Consider the following 26710-nt stretch of genomic DNA (forward strand, 5'->3'; position numbering starts at 1 on the left):
CGGGCAGCCTCGCGCCCAGGACGACGGACGCGCTCGCCTTGTCCTCGGCCCCGTCGACGAGCTCGCAGAAGCAGTCGCCGAGCTCGCTGACCCCGCACAGGACGCACGCCTTCTTGCCCGGTCCCGCGGACCCCGCGTCGTGGCCGGTGCGGTGGGGCTCCCGCCCGAGCCCGAACCACCCCGACCTCGCATGGTCGCCCGGCAGGGACCCGTGGAAGTACGTCCCGTCGACCTCGAAGGACTCGCCTCGCAGGGGCAGCAGCCTGCGCCCCATGACCTCGCACACGCGCATCCTCATGTACCAGGCGGTGTAGAGAGACGTCCCGACGCGTCGCGCCGTCTCGCGCAGGGGCAGCGCGTCGGCCATGCAGGCGGCGAACCCCATCCACGCCGAGGGCGGCAGCTTGGAGCGGCCGAGCAGGCCGAGGGTCTTGGCGCCGAAGGTGCGCGCGCAGCCCCGGCACAGCCAGCGCTGCGCGCCGGACGCGTCGCGGCCCTTCCGCACGAAGGCCGGGCACCCGCACCTCGGGCACCGGTCGGGCTCGTCGCGCGCGCAGGCGGCCAGGTCGTCGGCTATCGCCGACCTGAGCGCGCCGGCCAGCTCGCGCTTCTCCGCGAGGGGCATTCTCTTGATCTGGTCTATAATCCGGTCCATGGATCCTCCTCCTGGATGCTTCGTCGACGGTCGCATCATAGGGCGGGGATCCTTTTCTGCTGTCCCGAAATAGGGACTATGTCAATATTGGTTTAACAGCGGAAGATCCGAATCTTGGCACAAAAACCGAGTTCAGGGAATCGGTTCGGGCCGTTTCGTGACCTTTCGCGATGAGGGTTTTAGAAAATCCCAGGTCACACGATTCGGCGATCATCAAAAAGCGAACCGGCAAGCACTTCCCATTCCCTGAACTCGGTTTTTCTGCCAAGATTCCCCCTTCTCCGTTGATAAACCACCGTTATGCACCTCTGCATAGCGCCTGATGGCGGCCTGGCGCTCCACAGAAGCGAACGGACGTGTCAACGGTGGTTTAACAGCGGAAGACGGAAATCCATGCAACCGTGAGAACCCGTCTCAGGAAACCGAGCTCGAACGGTTATACGCTTTACAAAAAGTCGGAAGGCGGGGCGGTTCGACACGCTACAATCGGCTGCAGAGAGCGGATGACGACAAGGAGGCAGACCATGGGGAAGAACGTGCTGGTGCTGAACGGAAGCCCGCGCCGCGAGGGGAACACGGCGGCGCTCGTGGACGCGTTCGCGGAAGGTGCCGAACAGGCGGGCGGCACCATCGCGCGCTTCGACGTGGCGCTCATGGACATCGCGCCGTGCCGAGGCTGCCTGGGCGGCGGCGCCGACGTGCACAGCCCCTGCGTGCAGAAGGACGACATGGACGCCGTCTACGCCGCCTACCGCGCGGCCGACGTGGTGGTGCTGGCCTCGCCTATGTACTGCTGGAGCTTCACGGCGCAGATGAAGGCCGTGCTCGACCGCCTGTTCGCGCTCATGGAGGCCGGCATGCGCGCCGCCGCGGCAGGCGGCGAGGCTGCGGCGGCCGCGGCTAAGGAGGCGGGCGGCAAGGGCTGCGTGCTGTTCATGCCCGCCGAAGAGGACACCGAACGCAACTTCTCCCCCATCGTTTCCTATTACGAGACGCTGTGCGAGCGCATGGGCTGGCGCGACTTGGGCCGCGTGCTGGTGGGAGGGGTGTACCGAGTGGGCGACATAGCCGAAAACCCCGCCCTCGAAGAGGCCCGCGCCTTGGGCGCCTCGCTGTAGGACGCACGCCTGCGCAAAGCGAAGCGGCCGTTGCGATACGGATGGCAGCGGGCCGCCTTGCAGCCCGGCAGTAGGTTCTGCGCATGGTCGGAACCTACTGCCGGGCTTTTTTCAAAAACCGCAACAAAAGGCAACCCCTTCTCCGTGTTCATGGGGAAAGGAGATGGGACATGGACGAATCAGCAGAGATGGCGCTGCCTGCGGGCTTCGGCGTCGCAACGCGGGGACGGCCGGACGCGGCGCGGCCCCCGCACGGCGAAGACGCTCGCGAACGCGTTTCCCGCAACGCCGCGGACATCGGCGCATCCGACAACGAGCGCGTCGCGCCGGCGCGCGAGGCGGCAGCGCGGCTCGAGGACGCCGTCGCGCGCTGGGGCGACACGGTGTACGGGCTGGCGGCGAGGCGCACGGGCAACCGCGCCGATGCCGAGGACGTGCTCCAGACCGTGTTCCTGCGCCTGCACCAGAGCGGTAAACGCTTCCGCGACGACGAGCATCTGAAGGCGTGGCTTTTGCACGTGACCGTAAACTGCTGCCACGATCTGCGGCGCAGTCCGTGGCACAAGCGCCGCGCCGAGCTCGACGACGAGAGCATGGAGCGCTTGTCCGCGCAGCCCGAAGCGGAAACCGGCGAGGAGCGCGACGACGAGCTGGAAGCCGCCCTCGCGCGCCTGACCGTCAAGCAGCGCACGGCCGTGCTGCTGCACTATTACGAAGGATACGCAACCGACGAGATAGCCCAGATCACCGGCGAGCGACCCGCCACCGTCCGATCCCACCTCCATCGCGCACGCAAGGCCCTCAAGATCGACTTAGGAGCGCACCTATGAACGAGAAGGAATTCCGCGAGCGCTTAGCCGCTGCGCAGGGGAACATCAAGGCATCGCAGGAACTGAAGCACCGCGTCGTGGCCGAAGCCCTGCGGGCCGACGCCGCAGGCAGCGAGGAGCGCGACGCACGGACGCATGCCGCGCCGGCCAAGCGCCCGACCCGCCGCAGGCCCCAACCGGCTAAGCGCGCGCCCGGAGCCGCGGCCCTCGCCCGCCGCTGGGCCCTGCCCGCCGCCGCCTGCCTCGTGGCCGGCGCCCTCGTCGTGGCCGGCGTGCCGGCGCTCACCTCCGCGCTGCACGGCGGGCCTTCCGCAACGTCCTCCATCGCCCTTGACGAGGCGGCCGCGCGCTGCGGGTTCTCCGTGCAGGCCTGGGCATCGGACCGGTCAACAGCCCTCGAGCCGAGCGAGAACGACATGATCGTCTTCGACCGCGACCTAAGCAATGGCCTGTACGAAGGCGAGCGGTACAAAACCGAAGGGTTCTACACCGGCTGTCTGTTCAGCATTGAAGGCGAAGGCATCGCCCGCGTGCAGATGAACGTCACGCACGGCCGCCTGTATCGTTTCACCACCGAGCTTTGCACAACCGGGGAGGAACCCGAGAAGTGGACCGAGGCCCTCTCTTGGAAACCGACGAAGCGCGGCACGGGAACGTACTTCAGCGCATACGACAACGTTGTGCCCATAGGCAAGCCCGGCGGCGTGTCAGAGGGTTCGCACGGTAAGCTCGTCGGCGTCAACCTTGCTAAGATATTCGGCTCCACCATCGACGTGACCAGCGCCGACGAACCCGGCATAGCCGATGGAACCACGAGCTTCGGCCTATGGACGAACGACGACTACGACGAGGAAGCGGGGATGTTTCCCTTCGATACCGCTGTCGACCTCTTCGACGGCCAAACGCTCACCGTCACCGTCACGTTCGAGGACGGCCACTGTACCACGCAAGTCATCGAGCTGCACGCTGCCGACATGAAAACCGTTCCCGCAAGCACGGAAAGCCTGGGAGGGATGCGACAACAGGTAGCGCCCGAGATCGTTCAAGACCGCGAGAGCCTGAGGGAAGGCGAAACCTTCGTGCACACGCTGTACGGTATCGTCGTCGAAACAAGCAACGAGCCGTTTGCGGGCGACCTGTCCCAAGCCAACGAATACGCTGCAACCGTCATGCCGGCCATGACCCTCGACCGTCAACCCGTCGTCAAGCCGGCGCAGCGAGACGGCCATGCGCTCGCCGTCGCCGAAGGGGCGCGGCTCGAGCCCGGCGATCAGGCGCTCGTGTCGGGCGAGGACGGCAGCACGGCCTCGTTCTCCCTATCCTTTCCCGCCGTGGAGCGCACGCGAACGCTGCCGAAGGCGCTCGCGCTGGAAGACGTCCTGGGCGAGACGGACGCAGCCTATGCGAACCGGATCAGCGAGCAGGTGCATGGCTACCGCATCGACGAGGAAACGCACGAGATCAGCGACGGCTTCTCGTTTGCGACCGTCACCATGGACGTGACGAACGAGGCCGCCGAAGCCCGGCAACTGCCGCTGAACTCAGAGCGGTTGCGCGAACTCGGTCTAGGCGAATTCGCCGTCGTTGACGGACAGGGAAACGCGACGTTCAACGCCCTCAACGAAGCCCTCTACTTCGGTGACGGGGGCGAGAACCTCAAAGGCACGAACCCGTGCGCGCTGTCGTTCGAGCCCGGCGAGACGAAGCGGGCGACGATAATCAAAATCGTCCCCGACTCCGTGCTCGACGACCCGTCATGCCTGTTCGTCGTCGACATCACAGGGGCGGGCATCACCCAGGCCTTCGCCCTCGGCGCGCAGATGTGACGACGAAAAGGGAGCTGTATCAGCCGAAACGGGGCTTTACCAAAAAGTCTTCTGGCGAGAAAAGACCGGAACTTGCAATGGTTCCGGTCTTTTTGGTTTTACAGACAAAAAGGCTACAGGGTCTTATGCCGGGAACACGACCACCATAGCGGAGTTTTCCCGTTAATAGCCTCGAACAGCTTCCCTGTGTTGCGGCGAGCGGAAACATGCCCGAGAGCGACATGAACCAGGCACTCTCGGGCGCGACCCGCCCTGTCTTACACGACGAGTAGACACCGTTTGCGTAAACGAAGCGGGCAACTTTGAACATCATCTTCGAGTTGTAGGCGCACCCGCCCTTCCTCTAAGGCAGAGCAAAGCAAAACAAAAGAAGATACCTTTTTCAACGGTCTTGGGTTGAGCCGATTGATCCTAGCCGAGATCAATAGATTTCTAACAGTTTTTCAAAAACCCCTCTGATTAGCTTGCACGATTCTCACTTCGATACGTAAATGAACTATCAATTTATTAAACTTGCTGCAGAGCAGGAGCGCACCCATCGTCTTCCCATTTGTATTTCCCAATGCGGGACATTGCAACAAAGCTGCAAACCGCAATGCAGCAAATGAGGCAGAATGCGACCATGATGACGTTTGCGTAGGAGCCCAAAGCATCGTAGCTCAGGCTCACGAGCGTTGTGGCCAACCCACCAAGGAAAGCTGTACTCATGTTGACGATAGAGTAGATTCGCGAATAGTATTTTCCTCCAAACAGGCGACGTATGAGCAATGGGTAACCAACTGTAGCGAGACCATTATGCGTACCGAGCAACAGCGCCGCCGCAACGAGGCCTGCCTGAGAATGCCAAAACGTCCACACCGCAAATGTTGCCGCAAACATAACAAGAAAGAGCCCGTATACAGGCTTCATCTTCATACGATCGAGCAGCCACCCAAAGCCAAAAGTCCCCGCAACCTGCCCGATGCCATAGCAAGAAAGCAGCCATCCGCTGAAGGAGACCGCAGCATCCACACTCATGACATCGGGGGCCAGAAACTCGATAGCGATTGAAGGCTGATGGTTGTCGAATGCCATACCGATGCTGGTAGTGCAGGCGGCAATGTACACCATCCAAAAGCCGACTGTCCTAAATGCCTTGCCCGGCCTCATCCCCACGTGTGCGTCTGCTTCGAGGGCATCATCCGAATGGCCTTCTTCGACGCCATAAGGCAGAAGATTCTTGTCTGCAGGATCTCGTTTAAAAACAAACAGTGTCCAGGGAAGGATCAAAACCGCCACCAAGGCAGCGTTAATGAGGTAAGTCGTCTGGAAACCGAGGTTTTGGACCAGCCAAGTAAACAGAGGCGACCAAACCGCCACAGCAAGACCGAGACAGCCCATGGATATGCCCAGCACCCGGCCTTGATACTTGACGGCGAACCAGTTGCCGATGAGCATCACTTCTGCAAGGCCGAACAGATACGGCATACCAAAGCCAATAAACAGGCCGCAGATGATGAAGTGATATGCGTTCGCAGCAAACGCAAAGCCAGCGATACCAGCGATAGTCAGCAATGCACCAACCGTCATGCATACGTTGATGTTCTTTTTTTGCAACAGATAACCTGCGAGAGGCATTGCAGCCAATGCGGCTAAACCGTCGGCAGACAGCCATATCGACACATCTGCCGTATTGATTCCAAGGCCCGAAGAGACTGGAAGCAGATATACGGCCAGCAAGCTATATACGAGCGGAAAGCCGCCAATTGTTAAAAGGCAGCATCCTACAAAGATGAGCCATGCATAATGAATTTGCTTTCCCCCAACAGTCACTTTCCCCCCCTAATACGCACTCATGCGCTCCTCGAAGCATCGTCTTGCAAGAGGGCGCTCCTCTTTGATTCAGTTGCGTGCATATAAGCGCCAAACAGCATACGGAAGGGCCTATCTGATCAAGCGCTGCTCATTGGATAGATAGGCCGCTCCAATAACTGCCTAACCGGTGTATAAATCGTCGCCTAACGACATCGGGCAGATGCGGCAACCCCTTCACCTATCTCCAGGGTTTCTTGCCGCACCCCCGAGTTTATGCTTCAGCTGCCTTGCTATCCTCTGGCCACGGAATCTTGCCGATGAAGGATACGCCAATAAGCGCACAGATCGCAATAACGATTGCCAGGCCGATGCCAAAGACGAGCATGCCTTGTATGCCTCCAACCGCTGCAAAAATGAAGCCGAGAATCGACGAGCTGAAACCGCCGACGGTCGAACTGCACATATTGACGTACGAATAAGTAACGGAATAATGTTTGCCGCCGAACAGGCGGCGAAGGGCCAGCGGGAAGCCTACTGTTGCCAAGCCGTTGTGAGTGCCAAGGCAGAAGGCGCCAACTAGCAACCCGATTTCATTGTGCAGCGTGAACCAGCACACCATGCCGATAACGAACAGAGCCAGGAACAGGACGAAGGTCTGCTTGAACCAACCCTTGTCAAGCAGGAAGCCAAACAGGAACGTTGCGCACAGCGAGCCGATCGAGAACGTGGAGATCATAGTGGCTCCGAACATAGCCGCACCTGCCTCGCCTAGGCTAGGCAGGTAGGAGCCGGCAAGAAGCACGGAGTAGTTCTGATAGCCCATTGCGAAGCAGATCAAACACGCAGCGAGCAAGATAGCCCAGAACGGGAGGGTCTTCATTGCGGCACCGGGAGTGATACCAACCTTGAGATCGTTCTCTTCCTCAAGCGCGCTCTTGCCGCCTGCCTCCTCATTGACGCCGTAAGGTTCCATACCCATATCTTCGGGAGCCCTGCGGAACACGAAAATCGCCCAAGGGAGGCAGAGAATTGCGATAAGAGCGGCGTTAATTATGTAAGTAACGTGATACCCGAAGGTGTTGAGAATCATGGTGAAGATCGGCGCCCAGAAAATCGGGCTGGCCACCAAACAAGCCATGCAGATCGACATCATACGACCCTGGTATTTCTTTCCGAACCAATTACCGATGAGAACGGTTTGCGGAAGCCCGAATATGAACGGACAGCCCAAACCCAGAATTGCGCCGATGACGTACATATGCCATGGCTGACTTGCCATCGTGAAGCCCAGAACGCCAATCACGCAGCAAATGATGCCCGCAGTCATCACTAAACTGACATGTTTGGTTTTGAACAATCGGCCGCCGATTGGAATAACGAACAATGCAACGACCGCCTCTATGGTCAAGAACATTGCAAAACTGCCCATATCCATTCCCATGGCAGTGCTCACCGGCACCATGTATACACCAACGAGGTTGAAAATCAACGGAAAACCGCCTACGCCGAGGAAGCACAAGCCGATCAATACCTTCCATGCGTAGTGCATCTTTTTTTTAGGCTCTCCCACAACGCACCATCTCCTTTTTTGATCGCAAGGCTTTTATGATTGTTCTGGAACCAACAATGCATAGCGAGTCTTGCCGTCCACTTTGCGGACCAGATCCTCGACTTCCCCATAGGCCAGGCACCACGCCTGACAGTGCTGGACGCACATGGGCATCTTGCCTTTGGCGATACGGCCTTCGCACAAGTCGCATGACTTCGTGACCATGGGAAAGAACGCCCATTCCCACTTGCCTGCTTTCGGGCCGACAGTGATCTTCACTGGGCCGAACTCATCGATCTTGATGCCGTACTCACCCTTAGGAAGCCCGAGCTCCTTCTTGCAGGCCACCTCGCAGCTGTGGCAGCCGGTGCAATACTCGTAATTGACGAGAATTCCCTTCATTTCCGCTTCCTCCTACATTTCGCCGGCGACGTAATCACGGAAGCCGCCCAAGCGGGTGATCTGCTCGCCAGGCATGGTGTCGCCTTCTTGGACCTTGTAAATCTTGCAACAGACATTCTTTCGGGGAGCGCCAACACCGCCCGATCCCGTTTCCATAACGTGCGTGATATTGTTCGGATTCGAGTCGAATGTGCCAAACAAGTACGGCTCTTCGGCAGGCTGCTCGGGGAACCACCAGCCGTGCTCGGCCGAGACACACCACTTGCTCACGCCGGGGAAGATCTTCACGCGCTGTTTGAAGCGGCCATCGGGATTCTCGATCCAGATCCAATCACCGTCTTTGAGACCGTATTCTTTGGCCGTCTCGGGATTGATTTTGACGAGCGGATCAGGATGGAATTCGCGCATTGTCTCGAGCTGTCGGTGCTCGGAGTGGAAGAACTCATAAGAGCGGGCACCGTTAACGCAATAGAACGGATACTCTTTACGGAACTCGGGATCGTTGAACCATTTCTGGCTCTGAATGTTCTCTGAGTGGGTCGGCAGCGGATCGATACCCCATACCCGATATGTAGGAGGAACAAGCTCGATGCGGCCGCTTATCGTGTTGAAGCCAACTTTGCCGTCGGGACGCAGCAGGCCCTTCTCATACTTGCGATAAGTGCCGTTCCAATCCCAATATCGATGGCCGCAGCTGTTCTGGACCAAGTCATCGAATAAAGCGATCCCTTCCTCGCTCGCGCGGAAGAGGGTGCGTTCATCTTCGCTATCCTTACGCTCGTTGAGACCGGCATCGTCATCATCGAGCGCCGCAACAAATACGGCCTTGACGATTTCGCCGTCTTCACCGCGTGCGGCAAGACCAGTACGTAGGTAATCCTCGATCAAATCCTCCGCAGTCGGCCAGCGCTTGAATATCTCGGGTGAGAGCAAGTTGCCAAGCCAGCAAATGATTTCTTCATCGGACTTCGCCTCGTAAAACGAAGTCACCTTCTTCATTGCGCGAACGGGCTCCCACCACGTGCGCGCAGAATTGCGCTCGGTGGTCATAGCGACGGGCAGAACGAGATCGGCGAAGGCCACCATTGAAGGAGTCATGAACGGATCTGCATACACGCAGAAATCAATAGCGTTCTTAACGGTTTCATATGTGCGCGGAGCCGCAAATGACATACACGAGAGCGCGTTCGAACTCTGGGTCCAAAGCATTTTGATCGGATACGGCTTGCCAGCCTCCATCGCTATGTTTACCGCGTCAGGATCAGGGGATCCCATAAACGGAAAGCCCTCGTAGCCCAGATCGCGGATGGTGAGCTTCTTGTCGGCATTCGGAAGATACATGTCAGTCAACGCATAGCCTGCATTGATCTCGAATGAATTGTGAACAAGAACCGCACCGCCGGGAACATCGATGTCGCCGCAAATAGCCATGATATCGCTTGCCGCAAGGGTGAGCTCCATTGATGCGACCTGGGTGTCGTAAGCCAGACCCCATTGAATGGCACCGGGACTAGCGTTGGCGTACAGGCGGGCAGCTCCAACGATATCTTCCTCCGGGACGCCGCAAATTTCAGCCGCCCACTCAGGGGTGAACTGCTTTACGTGCTCTGCCAGCTCCTCAAAATATGCGCACCAGCAGTCGACGAACTCGTGATCGTAGAGATCCTCGGAGATGATGACGTTCAGCCAGGCGAGAGCCATTGCGCAGTCTGTACCGGGCCGAACCGGCAACCAGTACTCGGCGCGGGCCCCCCACCACGTGAGAACGGGGTCGACGGAGATGATCTTCGTCCCCATCTGGATCGCCGGAAGAAGCCAGTGGCCGATGTAGCCGTCGGCGTTGGACTTCAGCGGTTCGTTGCCCCATACGACTAAAATATCCGTCTTGCGCCACTCTACGTTTGCATATCGGTCAGGACTCGTCATCGATGCGTCAACGATCGGATAGTCGCCCATCGGAGCGGCGGTGCCGCAAACGCGAGGAGCGTAGCACGACTGCCCGGTCAGATTCAGCGGTCCGACGTTGGGCGTGCCGAGAGCGACACCGATAAGCGGAACCTGCCAGATGACGTTGCGCCCAGTACCGCTACCCACGAAAATCGATTCACGGCCGTAGCCCTGCGCGTCAAGCTTAGCAAGTTCTGCTTTGATGATCTCGCCCGCCTCGTCCCACGTGATGCGCTCCCACTTGTTCTCGCCCCGTTCGCCGACGCGTTTCATCGGATACTTAATGCGCTCAGGATGGTTAACCACCTCGGGCAGGTCAAGGCATCGCATGCACAATTTGCCACCCGCAAACGGATCCAGCGGGTCGCCCTCGACACGCTCCAGCTTGCCGTCTTTGGTATAGTAAAGAAGCCCGCAGGAATTGTGGCAACCGGGGGCGGAATACGGATAGGTGCGAGTTACCTCGTATCCGTCTTCCTCCCAACGCCATTCCCCCTCGTGGTAAGCCTCTCGGTCAATAGACTCGAGAAACTCGTCATAATTGAAAAGCATAAAACCCCCTCTTCTTTGTTGAAATTTTCCTTGCAATAAGAAGATAGAAACCTGCTGCGTTAATAAGCAATTTCCAAAAAACGATTCCCATATAAAACGATTAGACACTCTGGCGCCTTTTGTAAGATTCGCCTGATTTTCAAGCCCCGGCATCCCGCTTAACGAGTGTTTATTTGCCTTTTCGAGCGTGACATTTTGGGGCGTTTGTCAACCCAACAACAGCAAGATTCTCTATAGAATTAAAGACACACGATGTTTGCAGGAAAGGGGCTGTGAACTTTATGCGTTACATCTTTCTTCCGAGCAACGCAGAGATGAGGTTGCGCATACTCCACGCGCTCGACAAACCTGTCGACAAATTGACGGTCAGCGAAATATGCCAAGCTAGCGGCGTATCTCGTCAAACGTTCTATCGCAATTTCGCATCAAAATACGATATCGCCTTTTGGTTCCTCGGGTTGATCGACTCACTTTATTTGGGAGAAATCGGGCGCTCGCTCTCTTGGACAAAGGGCCATGAGCTCGCTCTGTCCATGCTCTACGAGGAACACGATTATTTGAAGTTCGCCTTTGCGGAGAATCCTGATGTGAGGGCTGTAGAAAAGCGCTTAAAGATTCGTTATGAAACGGTGATCGAAACGCTGCAAGACTTTAAGAAGGCTCATATCGATGATGAGCTTCTTTATTTTGCAAGGTTCTACGTCTTCACGGGCGAGGCCTTGATCGTCGAATGGTGCCTTAGCAATACCCCGTACCCGCCAGCAATCTTCAAAAAGTATTTCAGCGCCTGCATGCCCGAGAGGTTGCGCAACCTGTTAAACGAGCCGGCAGCACCTGTCACACGGGATCAGCAGCGCAAAATCGTGACGACTGGCACAGCAGCTGCCCATGCTCATACTGACGGGAGATTATCATGTGCGGCTATGCATGCATGATGTGCGGAAGATGCGGTAAGTTCAAAGGATGGGCGAAGGAAATGCCCGTTCTTACGCGAGAGAGCGTCTCTTTCAATGAAAAACCGGTGAGCCAAATCGGGGGCAAAATTGTACGCAGCGGAAAAAAGACGATCAGTAAGCCTGGAGTGGCGCAGAATAGCTAGCGCTGGGTTTGGTTACAGGCCCGAAAACTCCAGCAAACATTCGAGGGCGTTACTAGCTTGACTGGAAGAATGCTTGCAGATAACCGTAAAATGAGCCTTAAGTTTTCTGTGACTACAGAAGCAGCCTAACAGAGCCTCGATCAATGTAAGAGGAAGGCGCCATGGATAACGTCAAGTATGTGTTTCTTCCTGCAAAAGAGCAGACAAAATTTGCGATTCTGCGCGGAATTGACCGCCCGATTGAAGAAATTACGGTCAGTCAAATCTGTAAGAACTGCCATATTTCGCGCCCTACTTTCTATACGCATTTCGACTCGAAATATGCAATCGCCTCTTGGCTTTTCGATCTTGCCGCCGAACTATACTTGATCCAAATCGGCCGCTCGCTTAAATGGGACACGGGCGTACGCGGATACTTTTCGCTTTTATATAGTGAGAAGCGTCATTTGAGGTACGCTTTCTCAAACACCCCCAACAAGCCGAGCGTTGAACTTCAGCTCGAACATCGCCGCGACGAGTTCATAAAGACGCTGCGCGATTACAAGCATCTCTCAATCGATGACGACCTGAGGTTTTACGCGCAGTATTTCGCTTTCAGCGGAAACAGGTTCGTAGTCGACTGGTGTCTGGAGAACATGCCCACTCCACCCGACCTGACGACCCGCTACTTTACCGAGTGCATGCCGACGCCTCTCATCGAGGCCCTCGACCGCGATACCATCGAGCTCACGTATGACTGATACGGACTCTGGAAGGGGGTTCTTTTGACAGGGTATTTACTATTGACCCAAAACGACAAAGTCAACTTAGAAGCTCTGCACGCAATTGACCGCCCGATCGACGATATCTCGGTAAAAAGCATCTGCAGCGCCATTGGCATCTCCCGCCAGACCTTTTATGCGCATTTTTCGTCAAAATACGACATCGCCTATTGGTATCTCAACTTAAGTGAGGAACTCTATTTCAAAGCCATCGCCTCACGCGAGGATTGGCGCCAAAGCCTTATCAACCAGGTGTATTTCCTTTACGAGGAAAAGGATTATCTCTGCAATGCATTCACCTTGAATCCGCACGACATTGATGTTGTATCACGCTTCAGGTTCAGCAAGGAGCGCCTTCTTGCATGCATCGCCGAACTCGGTATCTTAGTGACAAGCGAAACGACGTACTGCGTTGACGAATACATCAACACCCACTATCGCACGCTCATTTCTTGGTGCATGCGCGGCATGCGCCCAAAGCCTCCCTTCTTCGCAAAAATTTGCTACAACTGCATTCCCAACTACCTTATCGACCTCCTCGATTAACTAACACAAAAGTCGTCTTACAAGACTATCTTGTCAGGCATCCTATAGGCGACAGCTTTCCTGTGACAAACTGGGCGTTATGTCACTTTCTCCGCATAGTTTAGAGACGTTGTAAGGAGCGCTGTAAAAATCCTGCTCATACACTTGACTCATAGGGGTTGTCCATCGCGGCCGAAATGAGCTTTGCGATAACGAACCCGAAGACGAGTGAGAGAGGAGCTTTGCATGGGAGAAAAATGGAGAGAGGAAAGCAACGGAGTCGTCGTCACCCGCGCCTGTGCGTGGTCTCCTCCGGGATGCCATCCCGTTGGATGCGGTCTCAAGCTCACAACCGTTGACGGCGAGCTGACAAAAGTGGAAGGCGATCCGGAGCACCCCATCACGCAGGGCCGCTTGTGCCCGAGATGTCTCAGCCTGAAAGAAATCGTTTACCATAAAGATCGCATCCTCCATCCGTTGGTGCGCGACCCCAAGGATCGCGGCAAAGATACGTGGGAGGAGATTTCTTGGGACGACGCGCTCGATCTTATCGAGATGCATGTAAACCATGTCAAAGAGGAATGGGGGCCCGAGTCCATCATCGGCCTTCAGGGCACAGGTCGCGAGGTCAACGAGTATTGCTTCGGTTTCACCTATTCTGCCTTGGGCTCGCCAAATGCGACTTTCACGATGAGCGGTTACTCGTGCTACGGCCCCCGCACCGCGGTAGCCGACTACATCGTCGGCGGCGGCTATCCCGAGTTGGACTATGCGGCGTTCTTCCCCGACCGCTATGATGACCCGCGCTATGAGGTACCGAAGTACATCATGGTTTGGGGCAAGAACCCGCTCTACTCAAACGGCGATGGCCTGTTCGGCCACGCCGTCATCGACCTTATGAAAAGGGGGACGAAGCTTATCGTCATTGATCCCCGCGTTACCTGGCTTGCGGCACACGCTGAATACTTCCTGCAGCTGAGGCCCGGCACAGACGCCATCGTTGCTCTGGCGATGCTCAACGTGATTATCAACGAAGAAATCTACGATCACGAGTTCGTCGAGAACTGGTGCTATGGATTCGAAGATCTTCGCGAACGCGTACAGGAGTATCCGCCCGAGCGCGCCGAAGATGTTTCGTGGGTCCCACGCGACATCATCATCAGCGCAGCCCGTGCCTTTGCCAACTCAAAGCCCTCGAGCATTTTATGGGGCCTTGCGCTCGATACTGCCAAAAACGCTACCCAAGGTGCTTATGCGGTAATGAGCATTGGCGCTATTTGCGGCTACTTCGACGTGCCCGGTGGCATCACCCTTGCGACACCTTCCCCTTACCTCGGAAAATGGCAGAGCAACGCGCTTCAATCGCTGGGTCCCGAACTTTGGGCAAAACGCGCCGTCGATCCCGAATGGGACGGCTTCCGCATGACGTTCGCCAGCGCCCATCCTGACTCGTTGCTGCGCTATGGCGAACGCGAAACGCCCTACCCTCTTCGTATGTGCTGGTTCTTCGGAACCAACCCCCTGGCGGCTACGGCGTATGCAGAACCGAGTCGCTGGTACAACGTTTTAATGAAGATGGAATTCAACGTGGTTCAAGATATAGTTATGACACCCACTGCCATGGCTGTTTGCGATTTGTTCCTCCCTATCAATACTACGGTGGAACACGTGGGCGTAGCCTATCCGCACTTCGGCAACAACACGCATATGCTAGGCGCCATAGAGGATGTTGTTACCGTTGGCAACTGCAAATCCGACCTTGAGATTTTGCTGTGGGCCGGCCATCGCCTCAATCCCGAGATGTGGCCGTGGAGAACCCCCCAAGAATTCGTTGACGACGCCCTTGAGCCGTTCAACATGACTTACAAAGATCTTCAAGAGCGAGTCACCGTGCAGCAGGAGTTCCATTACAAAAAGTACGAGAAGGGTTTGCTGCGCCCCGACGGCGAACCCGGTTTTAATACCGCCACGGGCTTTGTAGAGCTTAAAAGCACGATTTACCCCAACTTTGGGGAAGACGCTCTGCCCTACTACGAGGAGCCCGTATTCAGCCCGATCAGCATGCCGGAATTGGCCGAAAAATATCCGCTCATCCTGACCACGGGTGCCCGCAGCATCGCCATGTTCCATTCCGAGCACCGCCAAATGCCCAGCCTACGCGCCATCAACCCGAACCCGGTCGTTGAAATCAACCCCGACACCGCTGCCGAATACGGCATCGAAGAAGGGGATTGGGTCGCTCTTGAGAACCAGTATGGCCGTTGCGTCGAGAAGGCCCACGTTACCAAGGGCATTCTCCCAGGCGTTGTTCATGCCCAGCACGGCTGGTGGTTCCCCGAGCAGGAAGCCGCAGCGCCTAACCTGTTCGGATTGTGGAAGAGCGATGTGAACTCGCTTATCCCCAACGACCACACGGCCATTATGGGACTTGGCGCTAACTACAAAAGCACTTTGTGCAGCGTTGCTAAAGTTGATTCGCTTGAAGGCTAGCAGAAGAGAGAAGGTGTCATGATGAAAGGCAAAGCCCTTGTTGTCGATTTTAAGTATTGCACCGGCTGCCACAGCTGCGAGGTAGCCTGCCGTAACGAGAAAGGCATCCCGCTAGACGAATGGGGAATTAAGCTGGCAGACATGGGTCCCGCTCAACTTGGCGGCAAGTGGACGTGGGATTACATACCAATCCCTTCGCAGCTTTGCGATCTTTGCACAGCCCGCATTGAAACTGGGCAGAAGCCCGCATGCGTCCACCATTGCTTAGCACAATGCCTCGAAGTAGTAGACATTGATGATCTGCCGGCAACGCTCAAACAGCTTGGAGATGGAGCTGCTTGTTTCGTACCGTTCCAATAGCATAAGCCTTCAACAGAAAAGGGACGGCTGTTTCAGATACCAGTGCAACAGCTGTCCCCACGGCCACTCTTTCATCATCCCGCATTTGGAAGAAGGGTCGGTAAAAAGGCAAGAAGCAAGAGCGCAGCCACAGCGTAAGAAGTGGCAGAAAGAATACATGAGGAAAAATATATGTGTTTCAGACCAGCAGCCATCGAGACAAGCATTGAATGCCCAAATTGTGGCAAGAAAATCAATCCGGTCATGGGCAACGTTCCCAACGAATGCCCGTTCTGTTCCATAATGCTGAGTGCGTCTGACGCAACGCCTGCGATACCGGGCGTACCTTCGACCCCAAAGGCTCCCAATGCTCCGGGAGTCTCTGGAGAATAGGCAGAAACCCTGTACGCATAAGCAACGAGTTGATTGCTTTGCGCATTCAACAATATAGGAGGAGCGATCATGAAAGCAGTTGCATATTGCAGAATCTCACCTGAAGAAAAAGCCGAAGGCACTAATTTGATCGAGGATCAGAAAGCTATCATCGATAAATATTGTGCGGAAAATAACGTAGAACTTGCAGGTTACTATATCGATGAAAGCGGCGCAGGCCTGCGCGACAAGCGTCCCGAACTCGATAGGCTTCTGAACGGCGATGTCCCTGAACATACAGAAGCCGTTCTGGTAAGCTCTACCGGCACAATTGCGCTCAACCATAAGCGCTATCTGTTCTTGAGCCTTGAGCTTGAGAAGCAGAACCTCAAGATTGTTTGCGTTGATCCTAACGCCGATATCTTCTCTAACATGATGGGCGGCGCTTGCCGCGGTGCGGGTGCCTAAGCATAAAACTTTGAGCTAAGCCACTATTGGCATTAGGGGGCGTGCTGCTTGAATCAGTGCACCATGAAGATTTTGAAGAGGATATGAGCCCCGTCAATCAACACGCCCCCATCGTTTGCTCATAGAATTTATTGTGCTTCCATTTCTTTAGAGTTGTCCTAAGACCTAACGACAGAGAAGTTCTATAGGAACGCAATGAAGCTATTCAGCAACGCATCTTGATATCCTTTAGCCGACCAGCCGCTCCATTTCCCTCACGACCTACCGCAACGGAGCGAGAGGATGCTTGCAAGTGACGAGGGGCCATTCTCGGGCGTAGGCGGACCACCGACATGGAAACGGTGCTCGGCAACATCAAGGGCAACTAGGGCTTCAAGCGCTTCACAATGCGGGGCTTGGAGAAGGCAGCGCTCGAATGGGGCCTTGTGGCGCTCGACACAACATGAGGAAGTTGTTCGAAGCGCTGGGCAGGAAGAACACTGCCATGGCGACCGCATTCCCAGCGCAGGACCGCACGGCCTTTCCATTCGCAAAACTAAAAAGAGTTGAAACCCCTTACAGATTCCAACTCTTTTCTCGCCAGAGACTTTTGACAGCCCCCTACGAGGCTTCCATAAACGACCGTTCCACGGTACTCCTATCTTCCCTACCCCCGGATCATCCTCCTTGCGCCGAGATACGTTACGGCGAAGTAGGCGCCGTACACGACGAGGAAGCAGGCGGCGCAGGTGAGGGCCATCGAGCCGATGTCCAAGTGCCCGAACACGGCCACGACGTCGGTGACCACCGTCAGCGCGCAGCAGGCGTGCGCCACGGCCAGCAGCAGCGGGAACAGGAAGTACACCAGCACCTGCGCGAACAGGGCGCCGCTTATCATGCCCTCGGGCGCGCCGAGCTTGCGCAGCAGGCCGTAGCGGCGCACGTTGTCGGACGCGTCGGAGAGCTGCTGGATGGCGAGTATGGCCGCGCAGGCTATGACCAGCACGAAACCCAGGTAGATGGCCAGGTACGCCACCACGGTGGACAGGCTCAGGCTCTGCTCGTACACCTCGGCGCGCGTGAACGTGCTCGAAAGGGGCCAGGTGTCGGGGTTGTCCGTGTCGGACACGGCGGCCAGCATCTCGCCGAGCGCGCGCTCGTCCTCGTCGCTCGCGCACTGCACGTCCAGCACCGACTGCAGAACGACGGCGCTTTCGGGCACCACGTCGTCGTTCACCACGACCGTGCCCGTGTTCATGGGGAACGGCACCGTCATGAGCGACTCGCCGGAGAACCGGACCACCTTCAGATCGCGCCCGCTCACGGGCAGGACCGTGTGGCGCTCGACCATGCCCCGGTAGAACTCGGACGTGATGTCGGAGTCGCTCATCACCGCGCACTCGCCCTCGCCAAGCGACAGCGGCTCCTTCCCCGCCAGCTGAAGGGCCGCGTTCACCTGGGACAGCTTGGTCAGGCACACCGGGTAGCTCACGTAGCCGGAGTTGACGGACGGCCCGGCCGTGTCCTTGAGGCAAAGCCCGCTGGCCGCTTCCACGTCGCCCATGGTGAGCGCGTCGGCGGCGTCGACGTACTGGTCGACCTGCGCCGCGTCCTGCACGAGCGCGTCGAAGTCGCCCGCGCCCAGCGTGGCGGCGCTCTGCCGCAGGCCTGCGGCCATGTCGAAACCCTGCGCTTCGGCGAAGCGCGCGTACGGCTCGATGGTCGGATCGGGCACGTAGCTCCCTTCGGCGTCGAACGAGCCGAACACGCTGACGGCGCTCGCGCTGTACGCGGTTCCCTTTTCCAAACTGCCCTCCACGGCGTTGCGGATGCCGATGCCGCCGCACACGCTGGTGATGGCCAGGAACAGCGTGAGGCACACGACGGACAGCGACGCGAACGTGGTGTTCACCTTGGCGTTGAGCTGGCGCAACGTGAACATGTTGAGACCGCGCAGGTACAGCGGCTTCACCAGCTGCACCAGCTTGAGCAGAAAGCCGGACAGCGCGTAGAAGAACAGCACGGTGCCCACGCACACCAGCACCGTGGCGGCCGCGAACTCGGGCGACGGCTCCATGAGCCCGTTGTCGACGAGCAGCTTGTAGGACACGCCGATGATGGCCACCGACACCGCGAACAGCACGAGCGAAAGCGGCAGGCTGGTCAGCTTCATGTCCTCGACCCTGCTCTCGGCGTGCAGCAGGTCGATGAGCCGGGCCTTGGCCACCGTGCGCGCGTTCAGCAGCGCCGCGAGCGCGAAGATGGCGGCGAACACCGCGACCGTCTCCGCCAGCGCGTCGACCGAGAACACGAACGAGAACCCGCTCTCCGCGGCCACGTCGGCCTGGAACAGCGCCGAGGTCACGTACAGCAGAAGCTGCGACAGGCCCACGCCCACCGCCAAGCCGACGACGAGCGACGCCGCGCCCACGATGAGCGACTCCAGCGCCACGATCCTCACCACGTCGCCCGTGCGCATGCCCAGCATGAGGTACAGCCCGAACTCCTTCTTGCGCCGCTTCACCAGGAAGCGGTTCGCGTACACCACCAGGAACACGAGCACGAACGCGATGAACACCGCCACGCCGCCTATGACCATGCCCAGCAGCTCGAACATCTTGCTCTGCGTCTCGGAGAACGCGAGCACGCCCTGCTGCGCGGCCATGGAGTTGAACGCGTAGAACACCGCCACGCCCAAGAGCACGGTAAGAAAGTAGATGCCGAAGTCCGCGATGGACTTCCGCACGTTGCCGAGCGCCAGCCTAGCAAGCATGGGCGGCCTCCTCTCCCTCGCCGCCCATGTCGGACACCACGTCCGCGATCTTGCGGTAGAACGTCGAACGCGCGGCCCCCTGCCGACGCAGCTCGCCGTAAAGGCGGCCGTCCTTGATGAACACGATGCGGCCGCAGTAGCTGGCCGACGTGGCGTCGTGCGTGACCATGAGGATGGTGGAGCCCAGCTCGTTGAGGTTCGCGAGCGATTCCAGCAGCTGCGCGGCCGACTTCGAGTCGAGCGCGCCCGTGGGCTCGTCGGCCAGCACGAGGCTCGGGTTCGTCACCGTGGCGCGCGCGGCGGCCACGCGTTGCCTCTGGCCGCCCGACATCTGGAAGGGGTGCTTGTCCAGCACGTCGGCTATGCCCAGCTGCTCGGCGGAGGCGCGCACGCGCGCGTCGATGTCGCGGGCCGGGACCTTCTGGATGGTGAGCGCGAGCGCGATGTTCTCGTAGGCTGTGAGCGTGTCCAGCAGGTTGGCGTCTTGGAACACGAAGCCCAGCTCGTCGCGACGGAAGGCGGAGAGCTCCTTGCCGCGCAGGGCCGTGACGTCGCGTCCGTCGACCACGATCTGCCCGCTCGTGGGCGCGTCGATGGTGGCCAGGCAGTTCAGCAGCGTCGACTTGCCCGAGCCGCTCGGACCCATGATGCCCACGAACTCGGCGCGCGCCACGGCGAAGCTCACCCGATCGAGGGCCTGCGTGATGTTGGCGTCCGAGCGCTTCCCCCCTTGGACTCCGTAGCGCTTGCTCACGTTGCGCACTTCCACCACGGTTGAAGTTGGTTGACCTGCGTGCTTTCCCGTTGGCATGCTTCTGCTCCTTCTCTTGTCTGGTTAACCCTCCTGGGCGACCCCTGTAGGGGCGCTCTCCAGAGCGCCCGTTCGCGCCCCTCCCTGTCATCCCGAGCGAAGCGAACGGAGCGAGCGCAGTCGAAGGATCCGGCGCGGCGTCGGCCGTGGCGCTTTCAGCTGCCGCCGCACGGGATCCTTCGACTTCGCGCTTCGCGCTCCGCTCAGGATGACGACAGGGAGCCTTCGCCGCCTCCGCTCAGGGTGACGGCAAGGGCGCCATCGGTTGCTGCCTCTTCAGGTTACAAACGCGGCCTTACGCGCTCTCGCCTGCTACCTTGCGTTTTCCTTACCGAACCTTGCATTTGCCTTACGAGGGAGGGAGAATCGCCCTTCCTTGACGAGAGGGTGTGACATAATGCGGATGGAGAGAAAGGGGCATGCATGGCGGTGACGGGCGGGTTCGGGTTGGTGGAGCGGCATCTGCGGGACAAGCGCGTTCTGCTGGTTGACGACGAAGCGGAGCTTGCGGGCATGGTGGCCGCCATCCTGAACGGCGCGGGGTTCTCGCACGTGGACGTGGCCCATGCGGGCGCCGAGGCGCTTGCGGCCATCGACGAGCGCGCGGCGTCGTCCGAAAGCGCCTACCAGCTGTTCGTTCTGGACGTGATGATGCCGGGCATGGACGGTTTCGAGCTGCTCGCGCGCATACGCGAGCGCCCCGCGCACGCCTCCACCCCCGCGCTGTTCCTCACGGCGAAGGACGAGCCCCTCGACCGCGTGTCGGGGCTGTCGCTCGGGGCGGACGACTATATAGCGAAGCCGTTTCTGCCCCAGGAGCTCGTGCTGCGCATCGCCGCCGTGCTGCGCCGCTGCTATGCCGAGGAGAACCCGCTGCTCGAGCTGGAGGCGAGCCGCGTGAACTTCGCCACGGCCGAGGTGGAGCGCGCCGATGGCGAAACGGTGCTGCTCACGGCGAAGGAGCACGAGATACTGAGCGTGCTCGCGCGCAACGCCGGGCGCATCGTGACCATCGACGCCTTGTGCGAGGCGTGCTGGGGCACGTCGTTCGGCTACGAGAACTCGCTTATGGCCCACATCCGCCGGCTGCGCGAGAAGATCGAGGCCAACCCCTCGAAACCCGCGTCCCTCGTGACCGTGAAGGGCCTGGGATACAAGCTGGCGAAGCGATGAGGCTCCTGTGAGCAGACATTCCGACAGGTCCAACCGCGCCGCGCAGACGAGCTTCCCGCGCTTCTTCACCAAGCAGCTGCTGGCGTTTCTGCTGCTGGCGTTCGCGGTGGTGGTGGTCGACTTCTTCCTGTACGCGGCCATCGCCTACAGCGAGTCGGAGAACAACTTCAACGACGGAACCCCCATCGCCACCGTGCGCGCCGTGGACGCGGGGCTCGCGCAGGAGGACGGCGCCTACGCGCTGTCGCCCGAGGCCGCCGACGTGCTGGCCGAGCAGGAGGCATGGGCCCTGCTCGTGGACGGAACGGGCGCGGCGGTGTGGGAGCACGACGTCCCGGCCGACGTGCCGCGCTCGCTCACGCCCGCCGACGCGGCCATGGCCGCCCACTACGGCACGGTGGCCGACCGACCTGCGTTCTTCTGGGACCGCGACGACGGGCTGCTGGTCGTTGGCTTCCCGAAGGGCGCGTACTGGCACATGTCGATGGACCTCCCCGAGTCCACCATACGCAACCTGCCGCTGTATCTGCTGCTGATGTTCGCCGTGGACTTGGCCATCTTCTTCGTCGCGTACTTTGTGTCGCGCCGCCGCACGCAGCGCGCCGTGGCGCCCATCTTGGGCGCGCTCGACGACCTGTCGGAGGGCCGCCCGTCCACCCTGCGCCTCAAGGGCGACCTGCGCGACGTGGGCGAGCGCATCACCGAGGCGTCGGCGTTGATAGAGCAGAAGGACGCGGCGCGGGCGAACTGGATCCGCGGCGTGTCGCACGACATCCGCACACCGCTGTCGATGATCCTGGGCTACGCCGACGCCGTGGCGCAGGACGGGCAGGCGCCGGACGGCGTTCGCGCACAGGCGGCCGTCATCCGCACGCAGGGCCTGCGGATAGCCGATCTGGTGACCGATCTGAACACGGCTTCGCGGCTCGACTACGACATGCAGCCGCTCGACCTGGAGCGCATCCACCTCGCGCGCACGCTGCGCTCCGTCGTGGCGGCGCACGCGAACGACGGCTTGGACGAGGCGCACCCCCTCGAGCTCGAGGTGGACGAGAGCGCGGCCGACGCCGTGGTGCTGGGCGACGAGCGCCTGGTGACGCGCGCCGTGGAGAACGCCCTGGCCAACGCCCGCCTGCACAACGAGGACGGCTGCAACGTGGTCGTGAGGCTTTCGGTGCGCCAGGGAAAGCCATCGGGCGGCGGGCGCGGCGCGGGCGCGACTGCGGGCGATCCCGCCGGATTCGCCGTCATCCGCGTGACCGACGACGGCGCGGGCGTCTCGCGCGAAGGCCTCGCCGCCCTCGAAGCGCGCCTCGCCCGGTCGCGCACCGCCGCGAGCGCCTCCGGCTGCGCCGCGGGCTCCCCCAGCTCCACCGCGACGGCCGAGCACGGATTGGGCCTGGTGCTGGTGGACCGCATCGCACGGGCCCACGGAGGATGCATCGCCCTCGACGGCGCACCCGGCGAGGGCTTCTCGGTGGAGGTGGCGCTGCCGTTGGCGTAGGACGGCCTAGCGCTCCCCCTGCACCCCGATGCCGATGAGTCCCGGACCCGTGTGCACCACCAGGACGGGGCTGATCTGTCCCTCGTACCAGGTGTCGACGTTGGACACCCGTGCGCCCAGCTCCGCGCGCACGGCGGCGGCCTCCTCCACGGCGTCGCCGTTCACCACGGCCATGGTGCAGCGCGCAAAGCCGGCGGCGAACTTCTCGGCCACCGCCATGGCCTTCTTGAGCGACTGGCGACGGCCCTTCGCCTTCGTCACCGTGGTGTACACGCCCTGCTCGTTGCAGGTTATGACGGGACGCATGTCCAACAGGCTGCCCACGGCGTACGTCACGTTTCCGATGCGCCCGCCCTTGTGCAGGTATTCCAGCGTGTCCACGCAGAAGAACACCTTGGTGTCCTCGACGATGCGCTGGCTTTCGCGCCGCACGTCGTCGAGCGTCGCGCCCGACGCGAGCATCCGCGCCACGGCCAGCGCCACGAGGCCCGCGCCCATGCCGATGTTCTTCGTGTCCACGATGGCGCATTCCAGCCCGGCCATGCCCGACGCCACCGAGCGCATGAGGTCGTAGGTGGCCGAGAGCCCGCTCGATATGGTCACGACGACCGCCTGCCCGTAGCCGTCGGCCGCCACGCGCTCCAACACCTCGCGCGCCACGGCCGGCGTTGGCGTGGACGTGGTGGGAACCTCCTCGGCGAAGCGGTCGTACACCTGTTGCGGCGTGATGGTGACCTTGTCGAGGTACGTCTCGTGCTCGTAGTTCACCTGCAGAGGAACGACGTACATGCCATAGCGTTCCACGTCTTCGGGCGGAACGTCCGTGCACGAGTCGACGACGAGCGCTATGCGGTTGGGTTCCATGGGGCCTGCTTTCTCGGTTACTTTCAATCTAGTATTTAAAACTAGATTATAAACTTGCAATTACTATGTCAAGCGGTTACGTGAATTGACGAAAAAAGCATCTCTTGGTATGCTCGAAGGCACGCAAGCGCACGATCGGAAGGCACGGCACATGAGAGACGTCAGCGCAACTCCCTACGCCCGAAAGCTCCTCGAGTTGCATCTCCCCCGTTACGAGGAGATACCCCGCATCGACCTGTACATGGACCAGCTCGTGGGCTATCTGCAAGAGACGCTCGCGCCCCTCTACCAACCCGACGAGAAGATCATCACGCGCTCCATGGTGAACAACTACGTGAAGCAGGGCGTGCTGGCGGCGGTGAGCGGCAAGAAGTACACGCGCTCCCACGTGGCCTACCTCGTGGTCATCTGCACGCTCAAGCAAACGTTCTCGTTAGCCGAGATCGACCTGCTGATACGTCGCCAGATAGCCACGTTCGACACGCGCGTGGCCTACGACTACTACTGCGACGCCTTCGAGGCGGCCGTCCAGGCGCTGTTCGGCCCCGTTCCGTCGAACCCCCGCGGGCTCGCAAGCGGCGCGGACGCGGGGGACTTCGAGCGCGACCTCGTGCTGGCTTCCACGGCGGCCGTCGCCTACACGCTCTATATTAAGGCAAGCGTCGCGTTCGTGCAGGCCGAGGCGTCGGCGTAAACCGCAATGTAACCAACACGAAAAACCCTCGTCTTCCGTAACCGGCCGCGCGGCGCAGTCGGTTACAATGAGAGGGTCCGGCCCGTCGGCCGACACCTCAAAACGCGCTCGCACACGAAGGAGGACAGCCCTTGGAAACGCTCATGCTCGCACTGCTCATGCTCGCCGCCGTCCTGCTCTCCTCCGTTATCGACCAGCTCGTCCCCAAGATATCCTCCCCTCTCATCCAAATCGGCTTGGGCCTGCTCATCGCCCTGTTCGCCTCTTCCCAGATCAACATCACGCTCGACCCCGACCTGTTCCTCGTCATGTTCATCGCCCCCTTGTTGTACGACGAGGCGAAGAACGTGGACAAGGGCGCGCTGTGGAAGAACCGCCGCCCGGTGCTGTCGCTGGCCATCGGCCTGGTGGTGGTCACGGCCCTCATCATCGGCTTCGCCGTCGAGTGGCTGGAGCCCTCAATCAGCCTGTTCGCCGCCTTCGCGCTGGGCGCGGCGCTCGGCCCCACCGACGCCGTGGCCGTGGCTTCGCTGTCAAAGGACACGGACATCGCGCCGCGCAACAAGAGCATCCTGGAGGGCGAGTCGCTCATCAACGACGCCTCGGGCATCGTGGCGTTCCAGTTCGCCATCGCCGCCGCCACCACGGGCACGTTCTCGCTGCTGAACGCGTCGCTCGACTTCGTGGTCAGCTTCTTCGGCGGCATCGTCATCGGCGTGGCGCTGGGCTACTTCGGCAACTTCCTCGTGCGCCGCGTGCGCTCGTGGGGGCTGGAGAACACGACGTTCCACGTGCTGTTCGAGGTGTTCACGCCGTTCATCGTCTACCTCGTGGCCAGCGCCCTGGGCACGAGCGGCATCATCGCCGTGGTGGCGGCCGGCCTGGTGAACGTCATCTCGCCGCGCACCATCGGCCCGTCCATCTCGCGCATGAACATCGTCTCGTCCAGCGTGTGGCGCGTGCTGTCGTTCGCGCTGAACGGCATCGTGTTCGTGTTCCTGGGCACGCAGCTGCCGAAGGCCATGCGGAGCACCTGGGACAACGTGGCCATCGACAACGCCGTGCTCATCGGCTACGTGCTGCTGCTCACGCTCATCTACGTGGTCGTGCGCTTCGTGTGGCTGTTCGCCATGGAGCGCGTCCACGGGCGCAAGGAGCCGGCCGAGCAGAAACCGGGATGGCGCGCCGACCTGCATTCGGCCCTCGTCATGGCGCTCGCCGGACCGAAGGGCACCATCACGCTGGCCGTGGTGCTCACCATACCGCTGTACTACCTCGATCCCGCGAAGGGCATGGTGGCCTTCCCCCAACGCGAGCTCATCATATTCCTGGCCTGCGGCGTGATCGTGGTCACGCTGCTGCTGGCCACGTTCGTGGTTCCCCTCCTGGCGCCGAAGAAGCCCCTGACCGACGAGGACGCGCGCTGCGACGAGACGCAGGTGAGCCTGGAGATACTGCGCTCGGTCATAGAGGAGCTGGCGGCGCGCCAGACCATCGAGAACCGCGCGGCCACGCAAACCGTCATCCACTCGTACAACCAGCGCATCGCGCGCATCAAGGGAAGCAACGACATCGTGGACGAGCCGAACACCGAGTTGCGCCTGCGGGCCCTGGAATGGGAGCAGGACTACGTGCTGAAGCTCATCGAGGACGAGGAGGTCTACCCCATCGTGGGCTACCAGTACCTCAGCCGCCTCGCGCACATAGAGAACCTGCTCAAGCATCATGCGGGCCGCTGGTCGCTGCAAAACGCCTACCTGCGCCTGCGCGCGCTCGCCCGCACGGGCTGGCACCGGCTGCTCAGCGGCCTGCCCGGCGTGAGCCCCACCGAGCGCACCCAGGCCATCCGCGCGCTGCAGATCAACGGGTCCGAGCACGTTATCGAGAAGCTGCAGGCCATGCTCACCTCGCCCGAGTGCGACGAGCCGGCCGAGGACGTGAGCGCGCTGGTCATGGAGTACCAGCGCACCATAGCGCTCCTGCGCAACGCGAACCCCTCCATCACCGCCTTCACGAACACCGCCGACAAGGCCGTGGACATCGAGCGCCTGGGCCTGCACCTGGAGCTCGAGCAGATACAGACGCGCTACGAGGAAGGCGAGCTCTGCCGCTCTTCCGCCAAGCGCCTGCGCGAGAACGTGTACCTGATGCAGGTGGACCTAGAGGACAACGTGTAGCGGGCTAG

General features: G+C 60.1%; 21 protein-coding genes and 1 pseudogene. 13 read left to right on the forward strand and 9 right to left on the reverse strand.

The window, feature by feature from the left end; all coding sequences use genetic code 11:
- Positions 1–655, reverse strand: a pseudogene (locus tag C1878_RS15435) (hypothetical protein); the annotation flags it as partial.
- Positions 656–1179: 524 nt separating this feature from the next.
- Here C1878_RS15435 and C1878_RS15440 point away from each other — a divergent pair.
- The 3 genes from C1878_RS15440 to C1878_RS15450 all read left to right on the forward strand — a co-directional run bounded on the left by C1878_RS15440 (position 1180) and on the right by C1878_RS15450 (position 4429).
- Complete coding sequence (locus C1878_RS15440) at positions 1180–1773, forward strand: flavodoxin family protein (protein ID WP_114602495.1); 594 nt, start codon at positions 1180–1182, stop codon at positions 1771–1773.
- Positions 1774–1943: 170 nt separating this feature from the next.
- Entirely contained in the window at positions 1944–2603 is a 660-nt protein-coding gene (locus C1878_RS15445) for an RNA polymerase sigma factor (RefSeq protein ID WP_241963790.1), read from the forward strand.
- Positions 2600–4429 (forward strand): hypothetical protein, encoded by a 1830-nt coding sequence (locus C1878_RS15450; protein WP_114602496.1) that lies wholly within the window; start codon positions 2600–2602, stop codon positions 4427–4429. The genes C1878_RS15445 and C1878_RS15450 overlap by 4 nt, the downstream gene beginning before the upstream one ends.
- Before the next feature lie 507 nt (positions 4430–4936).
- On the opposite strand, the gene C1878_RS15455 is transcribed toward C1878_RS15450, so the two are convergent.
- The 4 genes from C1878_RS15455 to C1878_RS15470 form a co-directional block, all read right to left on the reverse strand.
- A complete protein-coding gene (locus C1878_RS15455) occupies positions 4937–6241 on the reverse strand; it encodes an MFS transporter (protein ID WP_114602497.1) in 1305 nt (434 codons plus the stop codon).
- Between the two features lie 253 nt (positions 6242–6494).
- Positions 6495–7793, reverse strand: a complete 1299-nt coding sequence (locus C1878_RS15460; RefSeq protein ID WP_147272971.1) for an MFS transporter — start codon at positions 7791–7793, stop codon at positions 6495–6497.
- Between the two features lie 33 nt (positions 7794–7826).
- A complete protein-coding gene (locus tag C1878_RS15465; RefSeq protein WP_114602499.1) occupies positions 7827–8174 on the reverse strand; it encodes an oxidoreductase in 348 nt (115 codons plus the stop codon).
- Between the two features lie 12 nt (positions 8175–8186).
- Positions 8187–10673, reverse strand: a complete 2487-nt coding sequence (locus C1878_RS15470; protein WP_114602500.1) for a molybdopterin-dependent oxidoreductase — start codon at positions 10671–10673, stop codon at positions 8187–8189.
- Between the two features lie 281 nt (positions 10674–10954).
- Between C1878_RS15470 and C1878_RS15475 the strand changes: the two genes are divergently transcribed.
- From C1878_RS15475 to C1878_RS15495, 5 genes are all read left to right on the forward strand, one after another.
- Positions 10955–11608: a TetR/AcrR family transcriptional regulator gene (locus tag C1878_RS15475; protein WP_114602501.1), complete on the forward strand. Its 654-nt coding sequence runs from the start codon at positions 10955–10957 to the stop codon at positions 11606–11608.
- A gap of 325 nt (positions 11609–11933) precedes the next feature.
- The gene (locus C1878_RS15480) at positions 11934–12512 is read left to right on the forward strand and encodes a TetR/AcrR family transcriptional regulator (protein ID WP_114602502.1); all 579 of its coding nucleotides are present in this window, start codon (positions 11934–11936) and stop codon (positions 12510–12512) included.
- A gap of 24 nt (positions 12513–12536) precedes the next feature.
- Positions 12537–13079: a TetR/AcrR family transcriptional regulator gene (locus tag C1878_RS15485; protein ID WP_114602503.1), complete on the forward strand. Its 543-nt coding sequence runs from the start codon at positions 12537–12539 to the stop codon at positions 13077–13079.
- A gap of 225 nt (positions 13080–13304) precedes the next feature.
- Positions 13305–15548, forward strand: coding sequence for a molybdopterin dinucleotide binding domain-containing protein (locus tag C1878_RS15490; RefSeq protein ID WP_114602504.1), 2244 nt, complete (start codon positions 13305–13307; stop codon positions 15546–15548).
- An 18-nt stretch (positions 15549–15566) separates the two neighbouring features.
- Positions 15567–15908: a 4Fe-4S dicluster domain-containing protein gene (locus C1878_RS15495; RefSeq protein ID WP_241963791.1), complete on the forward strand. Its 342-nt coding sequence runs from the start codon at positions 15567–15569 to the stop codon at positions 15906–15908.
- A 74-nt stretch (positions 15909–15982) separates the two neighbouring features.
- Here C1878_RS15495 and C1878_RS16655 read toward each other — a convergent pair whose 3' ends face one another.
- Positions 15983–16351: a hypothetical protein gene (locus tag C1878_RS16655; protein WP_158539846.1), complete on the reverse strand. Its 369-nt coding sequence runs from the start codon at positions 16349–16351 to the stop codon at positions 15983–15985.
- Between C1878_RS16655 and C1878_RS15505 the strand changes: the two genes are divergently transcribed.
- Positions 16350–16727, forward strand: a complete 378-nt coding sequence (locus C1878_RS15505; RefSeq protein WP_114602506.1) for a recombinase family protein — start codon at positions 16350–16352, stop codon at positions 16725–16727. The two genes, C1878_RS16655 and C1878_RS15505, sit on opposite strands and share 2 nt — an antisense overlap.
- A 646-nt stretch (positions 16728–17373) precedes the next feature.
- Here C1878_RS15505 and C1878_RS15510 read toward each other — a convergent pair.
- Complete coding sequence (locus C1878_RS15510; protein WP_114602507.1) at positions 17374–19479, reverse strand: FtsX-like permease family protein; 2106 nt, start codon at positions 19477–19479, stop codon at positions 17374–17376.
- Entirely contained in the window at positions 19469–20290 is an 822-nt protein-coding gene (locus C1878_RS15515; protein WP_114602508.1) for an ABC transporter ATP-binding protein, read from the reverse strand. Before C1878_RS15515 ends, C1878_RS15510 begins: the two co-directional genes overlap by 11 nt.
- Before the next feature lie 423 nt (positions 20291–20713).
- Here C1878_RS15515 and C1878_RS15520 point away from each other — a divergent pair, with 423 nt between their 5' ends.
- Both C1878_RS15520 and C1878_RS15525 read left to right on the forward strand, forming a co-directional pair.
- Positions 20714–21463, forward strand: a complete 750-nt coding sequence (locus C1878_RS15520) for a response regulator transcription factor (RefSeq protein ID WP_167510338.1) — start codon at positions 20714–20716, stop codon at positions 21461–21463.
- A gap of 7 nt (positions 21464–21470) precedes the next feature.
- Positions 21471–22967, forward strand: a complete 1497-nt coding sequence (locus C1878_RS15525; RefSeq protein WP_114602509.1) for a sensor histidine kinase KdpD — start codon at positions 21471–21473, stop codon at positions 22965–22967.
- A gap of 6 nt (positions 22968–22973) precedes the next feature.
- On the opposite strand, the gene C1878_RS15530 is transcribed toward C1878_RS15525, so the two are convergent.
- Positions 22974–23831, reverse strand: coding sequence for a DegV family protein (locus C1878_RS15530; protein WP_114602510.1), 858 nt, complete (start codon positions 23829–23831; stop codon positions 22974–22976).
- Positions 23832–23982: 151 nt separating this feature from the next.
- On the opposite strand from C1878_RS15530, the gene C1878_RS15535 reads away from it, so the two are divergent.
- Positions 23983–24525, forward strand: a complete 543-nt coding sequence (locus C1878_RS15535; protein WP_114602526.1) for a DUF1836 domain-containing protein — start codon at positions 23983–23985, stop codon at positions 24523–24525.
- A 131-nt stretch (positions 24526–24656) separates the two neighbouring features.
- A complete protein-coding gene (locus C1878_RS15540; RefSeq protein WP_114602511.1) occupies positions 24657–26702 on the forward strand; it encodes a Na+/H+ antiporter in 2046 nt (681 codons plus the stop codon).
- Positions 26703–26710 lie beyond the last annotated feature (8 nt).

The sequence above is a fragment of the Gordonibacter sp. 28C genome (genome assembly GCF_003339845.1).
GTDB lineage: Bacteria > Actinomycetota > Coriobacteriia > Coriobacteriales > Eggerthellaceae > Gordonibacter.

What these genes read in the sequence shown, in the direction of transcription:
- C1878_RS15440 (WP_114602495.1), top strand. Translation starts at nt 1,180, where the DNA reads ATGGGGAAGAACGTGCTGGTGCTGAACGGAAGCCCGCGCCGCGAGGGG.
- C1878_RS15445 (WP_241963790.1), top strand. Translation starts at nt 1,944, where the DNA reads ATGGACGAATCAGCAGAGATGGCGCTGCCTGCGGGCTTCGGCGTCGCA.
- C1878_RS15450 (WP_114602496.1), top strand. Translation starts at nt 2,600, where the DNA reads ATGAACGAGAAGGAATTCCGCGAGCGCTTAGCCGCTGCGCAGGGGAAC.
- C1878_RS15465 (WP_114602499.1), bottom strand. Translation starts at nt 8,174, where the DNA reads ATGAAGGGAATTCTCGTCAATTACGAGTATTGCACCGGCTGCCACAGC.
- C1878_RS15470 (WP_114602500.1), bottom strand. Translation starts at nt 10,673, where the DNA reads ATGCTTTTCAATTATGACGAGTTTCTCGAGTCTATTGACCGAGAGGCT.
- C1878_RS15475 (WP_114602501.1), top strand. Translation starts at nt 10,955, where the DNA reads ATGCGTTACATCTTTCTTCCGAGCAACGCAGAGATGAGGTTGCGCATA.
- C1878_RS15480 (WP_114602502.1), top strand. Translation starts at nt 11,934, where the DNA reads ATGGATAACGTCAAGTATGTGTTTCTTCCTGCAAAAGAGCAGACAAAA.
- C1878_RS15490 (WP_114602504.1), top strand. Translation starts at nt 13,305, where the DNA reads ATGGGAGAAAAATGGAGAGAGGAAAGCAACGGAGTCGTCGTCACCCGC.
- C1878_RS15495 (WP_241963791.1), top strand. Translation starts at nt 15,567, where the DNA reads ATGATGAAAGGCAAAGCCCTTGTTGTCGATTTTAAGTATTGCACCGGC.
- C1878_RS15505 (WP_114602506.1), top strand. Translation starts at nt 16,350, where the DNA reads ATGAAAGCAGTTGCATATTGCAGAATCTCACCTGAAGAAAAAGCCGAA.
- C1878_RS16655 (WP_158539846.1), bottom strand. Translation starts at nt 16,351, where the DNA reads ATGATCGCTCCTCCTATATTGTTGAATGCGCAAAGCAATCAACTCGTT.
- C1878_RS15510 (WP_114602507.1), bottom strand. Translation starts at nt 19,479, where the DNA reads ATGCTTGCTAGGCTGGCGCTCGGCAACGTGCGGAAGTCCATCGCGGAC.
- C1878_RS15515 (WP_114602508.1), bottom strand. Translation starts at nt 20,290, where the DNA reads ATGCCAACGGGAAAGCACGCAGGTCAACCAACTTCAACCGTGGTGGAA.
- C1878_RS15520 (WP_167510338.1), top strand. Translation starts at nt 20,714, where the DNA reads ATGGCGGTGACGGGCGGGTTCGGGTTGGTGGAGCGGCATCTGCGGGAC.
- C1878_RS15530 (WP_114602510.1), bottom strand. Translation starts at nt 23,831, where the DNA reads ATGGAACCCAACCGCATAGCGCTCGTCGTCGACTCGTGCACGGACGTT.
- C1878_RS15535 (WP_114602526.1), top strand. Translation starts at nt 23,983, where the DNA reads ATGAGAGACGTCAGCGCAACTCCCTACGCCCGAAAGCTCCTCGAGTTG.